The sequence below is a fragment of the Nocardioides sp. CCNWLW239 genome, assembly GCF_037137035.1.
In the GTDB taxonomy this organism is placed as follows: Bacteria; Actinomycetota; Actinomycetes; order Propionibacteriales; family Nocardioidaceae; genus Nocardioides.
This window is the reverse complement of the sequence record NZ_JBBBNW010000002.1, coordinates 612,624-619,400: the sequence shown is the minus strand read 5'-3', so window position 1 is coordinate 619,400 and position 6,777 is coordinate 612,624. Positions and strand designations below refer to the sequence as shown.

The window sequence follows — 6,777 nt, the reverse complement described above, 5'->3', positions numbered from 1 at the left end:
GCGCCGGCCCCCCCCCCCGCCCCCCCGCCCCCCCCCCCCGCCCCCGCCCCCCCCCCCCCCCCCCCCCCCCCCCCCCCCCGACCGGGGTGACGTCTCGGTGAGCTGTGCCGTCCAGTGGGCGGAACGATCGTGTGTTTTCACATCCACTCGACTAATTCGAGTAATGTCCTCGACATTCGTAACCCGATCGACCTTGACTCGGCAGGGCAGAAGTGAGGAACCAGATGAAGAAGATCAAGGTTGCCGTGGCGTTGGCCGCGGCGAGCATCCTGGCCTTGACTGCGTGCGGTGGCTCCGGCGGCGGTGACGCGGAGTCGATCTCCATCGTCGGCTTCGCCGTCCCCGAGACGGCCAACAAGGCGATCGCCAAGGAGTTCAACAAGACTCCCGAGGGAGAGGGCGTCACCTTCGAGACCTCGTACGGCGCCTCGGGCGACCAGAGCCGCGCGGTCGAGTCGGGCCTGAAGGCCGACTACGTCCACCTGTCCGTCGGCACCGACGTGCAGCGCCTGGAGAAGGCCGGCCTCGTCGACGCCGCCTGGGATGACGGCGACAACAAGGGCATCGTGTCCAGCTCGATCGTCGTGCTCGGGGTCCGTGAGGGCAACCCGAAGAACATCCAGGGCTGGGAGGACCTGATCAAGCCGGGCGTCGGTGTGGTCACCGCCAACCCGGCCTCCTCCGGGGCGGCCCGCTGGAACGCTTTGGCCGCCTGGGGCTCCGTGGTGAAGAACGGTGGCAGCGAGGAGGAGGGCAAGGCGTACCTCGACAAGCTCTTCAAGAACGTCGTCACCCTCACCAACTCCGGCCGCGACGCCACCACCGCGTTCCTCGGCGGCACCGGCGACGTGCTGCTCGCCTACGAGAACGAGGCGATCCTCGCGGCCCAGCAGGGCGAGGGCTTCGAATACATCATCCCGGACTCCACGGTCCTGATCGAGAACCCGGGCGCCATCCTGAAGGACTCCTCCAAGCCGTCGCAGGACTGGCTCGACTTCGTCCTCGACCCGAAGGGCGGCCAGAAGCAGTTCGCGCTCACCGGCTTCCGCCCGGTCAACACCGCCGAGCCCGGCGTCGTGGACTGGGACGCGATCGGCCTGAAGCCGGAAGACATCAAGGGTGCCAAGGACCCGGCCGACCCGTTCCCGGCACCGAAGCAGCTCCTCACCCTGGAGAACGACTTCGGCGGCCGCGACTGGTCGGGCGTCAAGGAGAAGCTCTTCGGCACCGGTGAGGACGGCGAGGCGGTCGGCATCGTGACCGAGGCCATCGCCAACTCCGGCAAGGCCTCGCAGTAGTCCGGTCATGACCGCAACCATCCCTGAGGTCCGGCCGGCTACTCCTCGGCCCAGCCGGCCGGCCTCCACTCTGACAAGAACCAGCGGCATCGGGCTCGGCATCACGATGCTCTGGTTCAGCCTGCTCGTCCTCATCCCGCTGGTCGCGGTGATCATCACCGCGTCCAGCGGGGGCTGGTCCGCCTTCGTGGACCAGCTCACCAACGAGCAGACCGCCTCCGCGATCCTGCTGACGATCCGTGCGGCCGTCGTGGTCACCCTGATCAACATCGTCATCGGCACCGTCATCGCCTGGGTCCTGGTCCGCGACAGGTTCTGGGGCAAGGGCCTGCTCGAGGTCATCATCGACATCCCGTTCGCGCTGCCGACGATCGTCGCCGGCCTGGTGCTGCTCTCCCTCTACGGCGCCGAGTCACCGCTCGGACTGCACTGGGCGAACACGTCGATGTCGGTCTACCTGGCGCTGGCCTTCGTGACCCTGCCGTTCGTCGTACGCATGGTGCAGCCCGTCCTCGAGGAGCTGGACGCCGACGTGGAGGAGGCTGCGGCCTCCCTGGGAGCCTCGCGGTTCACCACGTTCCGGCGGATCATCCTGCCGTCGCTGGCCCCGGCCATCGCGGCCGGTGCGGCGCTGTCGTTCGCGCGCGGAATGGGGGAGTACGGCTCCTTGGTCCTGCTCTCCGGCAACCTGCCGTTCGAGTCCGAGGTCGCCTCGGTCCGGATCCTGTCCGCGATCGAGAACGACAACCCGGAGGGCGCGGCGGCGATCGCGGCCATGCTGCTGGTCGTCTCGCTGCTCGTCATCGTCGTCCTCGACCTGATCCAGCGGAGGATGGTGCGCCGTGGCTGAGACACGTCGAGCGCCGCGGACGCCACTGACGTACGTCCTCCGGCTGACCGTCATCGCCTACCTGGGGCTGCTGGTCGCGTGGCCGGTCATCCTCATCGCCTGGAACGCCTTCCATGTGCCTGACGTCGGGTTCACGACGGAGGCATTCGCCAGCATCTTCAGCGACCCGCAGATGATGGCAGCGATCCGGCTGACCTGCGTCGCCGCGGTGGTGGCAACGCTGATCAACCTGGTCTTCGGGGTCTCGGTCTCGCTGCTGCTGGTGCGTACGGAATTTCCCGGCAAACGCCTCCTCAGCGCGATGATCGACCTGCCACTGTCGGTCTCTCCGATCGTGGTCGGCCTGGCGCTCGTGCTCGTGTACGGCGGGCGGGACGGCTGGTTCGGGCCGGCGCTGGAGTCCGCGGGGATCCAGATCATCTTCTCGACCCCCGGGATCATCATGGCGACCGCGTTCGTGTCGCTGCCGCTGGTGATCCGCGAGGTCATCCCGGTGCTCGAGGAGATCGGCACCGAGCAGGAGCAGGCCGCCGCGTCCCTGGGCGCCAGCTCGTGGCAGACGTTCTGGCGGATCACGCTGCCGGGCATCAAGTGGGCCGTCATCTACGGTGTCGTGCTCACTCTGGCCCGCTCGCTCGGCGAGTTCGGCGCGGTCAAGGTCGTCTCCGGCAACGTACTCGGCCAGACCCGCACCGCGACCCTCGCCGTCGAGGAGAAGTATCTGAACTTCGACCAGCAGGGCGCGTACGCCGTCGCCTTCCTCCTCGCCAGCGTCTCGGTCGTCTGCATCCTCATCGTCTTCGTGCTGCGCGCCCGCGGTGCGCGCGTGCGCTGAAGACTCTGACACGAAAAGGGGCACATCCCATGAGCATCGAAGTAAGCGGTGTCAACAAGCGTTACGGCGACTTCGTCGCGCTGGAGGACATCAACCTGACCATCCCGACCGGCCAGCTGACAGCCCTGCTGGGGCCCTCCGGCGGCGGGAAGACCACCTTGCTGCGAGTGATCGCCGGGCTGGAGACGCCCGACTCGGGGTCGGTCGTGATCGAGGGCAAGGACGCGACCTCGCTGCCCGTCCAGAAGCGCAACGTGGGCTTCGTCTTCCAGCACTACGCCGCGTTCAAGCACCTCTCGGTGGCCCGCAACGTCGCCTTCGGTCTGGAGATCCGCAAGCGTCCCCGGGCTGAGATCCAGGCGAAGGTCGCGGAGCTGTTGGAGCTGGTGCACCTCTCGCAGTTCGCCGACCGGCTGCCCTCTCAGCTCTCCGGTGGCCAGCGGCAGCGGATGGCGCTGGCGCGTGCGCTCGCGATCGAGCCGTCGGTCCTGCTGCTCGACGAGCCGTTCGGGGCGTTGGACGCGAAGGTACGCAAGGAGCTGCGCGACTGGCTGCGGCGGCTCCACGACGAGGTGCACGTCACCACCGTCTTCGTGACCCACGACCAGGAGGAGGCCCTCGAGGTCGCCGACGAGATCGTCGTCGTCAACCAGGGCGGCATCGAGCAGATCGGGACCCCCGAGCAGCTCTACGACGAGCCGGCCAACGACTTCGTGATGTCCTTCCTCGGCGACGTGACCACGCTGGGCGGCTCGTTGATCCGTCCCCACGACGTCGAGGTCACCCCGTCGCCACTCTCCGAGCACTCGCTCGAGGGGACCGTCTCGCGCGTCCTGCGGATCGGCTTCGAGGTGCGCCTCACGGTCCTCACCGATGATGGCGAGGTCGTGACCGCCGAGCTGACGCGTACGCATGCCCGGGCCCTGCAGCTCGAGGAGGGCGTCAACGTCTTCGTCACGCCGTCGCCGGGGGCTTACACGATGCGGGCGCCTTCGTCGGCGGCGTAGGGCGGCGGCGCCGGGGGCGGCGGCCGTTCGTCTAGGTATGCAGAGAAACCGTCACTTCCCGTGCGGAACTCCGCGTGGGAAGTGACGGTTCGGCTGCGTACCTAGACGAACATCCAGCTGCTCAGTGAGGCAGCCAGGCCTCGTCGCGCGCGGTGCGGGTGGTGACCTCGTCGGGCAGCTCGCGGGCGGCGAGCTCGGCGATGGAGACCTTCTCGAAGACCTCGCGGAGGGAGTCGCGCGCGGCGATCCAGACATGCTGGAGGACCTCGGCGCGCTCGTTGTAGGTGACCGCCTCGGGGCGCAGGCCGTAGACCGAGACCAGCGGGCCGTCGACGGCACGGATCACGTCGGCGACGGACACGTCCGACGCCTTGCGGGCCAGGCGCCAACCGCCCGACTGCCCGCGCTGCGAGATGACGACGCCGGCCTTGCGGAGGTCGGCGAGGATCGCCTGCAGGAAGCCGTGAGGGATCTCCTGGGCGCGGCCGAGCTCCTCGGCGCTGACAGCTTTTCCGTCCTCGCGTGCGGCCATCTCGATGAGGGCGCGGAGGGCGTAGTCGGACTTGGCAGATACTCGCACGGCCACATTCTTGCAGATGAATGCAGAATTTCGCTCAATCTAGTGGTCAAGTCCACTTTCATTCGCGAGCGTCTCGGCCCGCGCCTTGAGAGCCTCCGCGTGACGCCGGAAACCCTCCGCGACCCGCTCGGGGCCAGCCAGCCCGACCAACGGGCCGGAGAACTCCTCCACCGTCTCGTAGTGCGTCGGCCGGCCCGGTCGCTGGGTCAACCGCTGGTGGCGTACGCCGCGGACCAGGCCGATCCGCGCCGGCCAGCCCTCGTAGACATAGGCGAGGTGGGCCTCTGCCGTCCCGTCCTCGCCGAGGACCGGCGCCTCGAGCGCCGAGATCCGCTCCGGTGAGCGCGCGCGGCCGCCGTCGGCCCAGGTCACGTACAAGACGATCGGGTTGCCGACGGCCGCCGGCTGCGCGGTCTCGGCGCGGACGACGAACGGGTTCCACGCCGCGTACGCCTCGGTCTCCACCATCACCCGCCAGACGGTCTCGATCGGAGCGTCGATCTCGACCGAGGCTCGCGGGTGCTCGTAGGCCACGGGTCAGCGGTAGTTGATGAACTGGACCGCGAAGTCGTAGTCCTGCTCCTTGACCAGCGAGATCACGGTCTGCAGGTCGTCGCGCTTCTTCGACGAGACGCGGAGCTCGTCACCCTGGACCTGCGCCTTGACGCCCTTGGGCCCCTCGTCGCGGATCAGCTTGGAGATCTTCTTCGCGTCCTCGGAGGAGATGCCCTCCTTGAGCGTGATCGAGATCTTCGACTGCTGTCCCGACTGGCGCGGCTCGCTGGCGTCGAGGATCTTCAGCGACTGCTTGCGCTTGATCAGCTTGTCCTGGAAGACCGAGAGCACCGCGCTGGCGCGGTCGTCGGCGGAGGCGGAGATCTCGATCCCGTGCTCTCCGCTCCACTCGATGGTCGCGTTGGTGCCCTTGAAGTCGAACCGCGTCGCGACCTCCCGCGCGGTCTGGCTCAGCGCGTTGTCGACCTCCTGACGGTCGATCTTGCTCACGATGTCGAACGACGAGTCAGCCATGACTCTCTCCTCTAGCTTCTGACCAGGTCTGTGGTGCCTTCACCCTAGAACCTCGTCCCGTTTTCGTACGCCGCCAGGCCCTGCGCTATTGTTTATTGCTGTCGCGATCCCCTTTGCGGGGGAGCGTGTACAACCCAGGCAGATTGCCCGAGCGGCCAATGGGAGCGGACTGTAAATCCGTCGGCTTTGCCTTCGAAGGTTCGAATCCTTCATCTGCCACGCCTGGGAGAACGCCCCGGTGACCAGCGGAAACGTTGGCCACCGGGGTGTTTCGCTTGTCTGGCCGTGTCGGGCGGCGTAGGAGGGTCACCGGCTGTCTGTGCCCTACGTGCGCCCTGAGCGAGATGGGCAGGCTGCACGTCGCCGAGAGCCCTGGGAGGCGGGGCCACGTCTCTGGCCGGACCCTGAGCACCAAACCGACGCCACCCAGCGGCCGTTTGCGGGACACAGCTGGTCCCCGGGCCTCTACCGTTTTTCGATCCGTTTTGAGAAAGTCCGAATATGGTGGGGCAGGGGGTATTGCGCGTTGCGGTGGTCAGCCCGCAGGAAGTCGTCATGCGCGGGATCGTCTCGATGCTCGCTGACTATCCCGACCGCGTGGTCGCCACTGCCGTTCCGTCCGCCCGCAGCGTCGGGGCCGGGGCCGACGTGATTCTGTACGACACCTTCGGCCTGTTCCTCGGTGGCGGCCCGGAGCTGTTCAGCCTGTTGGACGAGTCGGATGCGAAGGTGCTGATCTTCAGCAGAGACCTGCGCCCCGACCTGCTCGCCCTGGCCTACACCCTGGGTGCCAGCGCCTGGATCTCGATGGGCGTGCACGCCGACGAACTCGTGCGCAGCATCGAGCTCACTGCTGCCGGCGAGCCGATCAGAGAGCCTCAGGGCGATCGGCAGGGCACGATGGCTGGGCTCACCTCCCGGGAGATCGAGGTCCTCAAGCTGATCGCCGAGGGGCTGTCCAACCAGGACATCGCGGAGAAGCTCGCCATGAGTGGCAACACGCTCAAGAGCCACATCCGTCAGACGTACCGAAAGATCGAAGTCACGACGCGCAGCCAGGCGGTCGGTTGGGCGCGCGCCCATGGTCTGGCTTCGCCGGTTGAGCTCGGCTGAATCGGGCGCCGGCTGCCCCCGGGGCGCTCCGACTTATGCAGGCCGGTGTCTTCGCTGTGGCTCGC

The 6,777-nt window shown here is 67.8% G+C and carries 8 protein-coding genes and 1 tRNA gene; 6 read left to right on the top strand and 3 right to left on the bottom strand.

The window, feature by feature from the left end:
* Positions 1-224 precede the first annotated feature (224 nt).
* The 4 genes from WBG06_RS08915 to WBG06_RS08900 are packed head-to-tail and all read left to right on the top strand — an operon-like array spanning position 225 to position 3,990.
* The gene (locus WBG06_RS08915; RefSeq protein ID WP_336736233.1) at positions 225-1,298 is read left to right on the top strand and encodes a sulfate ABC transporter substrate-binding protein; all 1,074 of its coding nucleotides are present in this window, start codon (positions 225-227) and stop codon (positions 1,296-1,298) included.
* A gap of 7 nt (positions 1,299-1,305) precedes the next feature.
* The gene (gene cysT / locus WBG06_RS08910) at positions 1,306-2,148 is read left to right on the top strand and encodes a sulfate ABC transporter permease subunit CysT (RefSeq protein WP_336736232.1); all 843 of its coding nucleotides are present in this window, start codon (positions 1,306-1,308) and stop codon (positions 2,146-2,148) included.
* The gene (locus tag WBG06_RS08905) at positions 2,141-2,983 is read left to right on the top strand and encodes a sulfate ABC transporter permease (protein WP_336736231.1); all 843 of its coding nucleotides are present in this window, start codon (positions 2,141-2,143) and stop codon (positions 2,981-2,983) included. Before cysT ends, WBG06_RS08905 begins: the two co-directional genes overlap by 8 nt.
* 29 nt (positions 2,984-3,012) lie before the next feature.
* On the top strand, positions 3,013-3,990 hold the full coding sequence (locus WBG06_RS08900) for a sulfate/molybdate ABC transporter ATP-binding protein (protein ID WP_336736230.1): 978 nt from the start codon (positions 3,013-3,015) through the stop codon (positions 3,988-3,990).
* A gap of 121 nt (positions 3,991-4,111) precedes the next feature.
* On the opposite strand, the gene WBG06_RS08895 is transcribed toward WBG06_RS08900, so the two are convergent.
* From WBG06_RS08895 to WBG06_RS08885, 3 genes are read right to left on the bottom strand one after another with little or no spacing between them, the layout of a single operon-like run.
* Positions 4,112-4,570, bottom strand: coding sequence for an RrF2 family transcriptional regulator (locus tag WBG06_RS08895; RefSeq protein WP_336736229.1), 459 nt, complete (start codon positions 4,568-4,570; stop codon positions 4,112-4,114).
* 39 nt (positions 4,571-4,609) lie between these two features.
* Complete coding sequence (locus WBG06_RS08890) at positions 4,610-5,104, bottom strand: SRPBCC domain-containing protein (protein ID WP_336736228.1); 495 nt, start codon at positions 5,102-5,104, stop codon at positions 4,610-4,612.
* A 3-nt stretch (positions 5,105-5,107) separates the two neighbouring features.
* Positions 5,108-5,599: a YajQ family cyclic di-GMP-binding protein gene (locus tag WBG06_RS08885; RefSeq protein ID WP_336736227.1), complete on the bottom strand. Its 492-nt coding sequence runs from the start codon at positions 5,597-5,599 to the stop codon at positions 5,108-5,110.
* Positions 5,600-5,736: 137 nt separating this feature from the next.
* Here WBG06_RS08885 and WBG06_RS08880 point away from each other — a divergent pair.
* Together WBG06_RS08880 and WBG06_RS08875 are read left to right on the top strand one after the other, a co-directional pair.
* Positions 5,737-5,818, top strand: a tRNA-Tyr gene (locus WBG06_RS08880).
* A 282-nt stretch (positions 5,819-6,100) separates the two neighbouring features.
* Positions 6,101-6,712, top strand: coding sequence for a response regulator transcription factor (locus WBG06_RS08875; protein ID WP_336736226.1), 612 nt, complete (start codon positions 6,101-6,103; stop codon positions 6,710-6,712).
* The last annotated feature ends 65 nt before the right edge of the window (positions 6,713-6,777 follow it).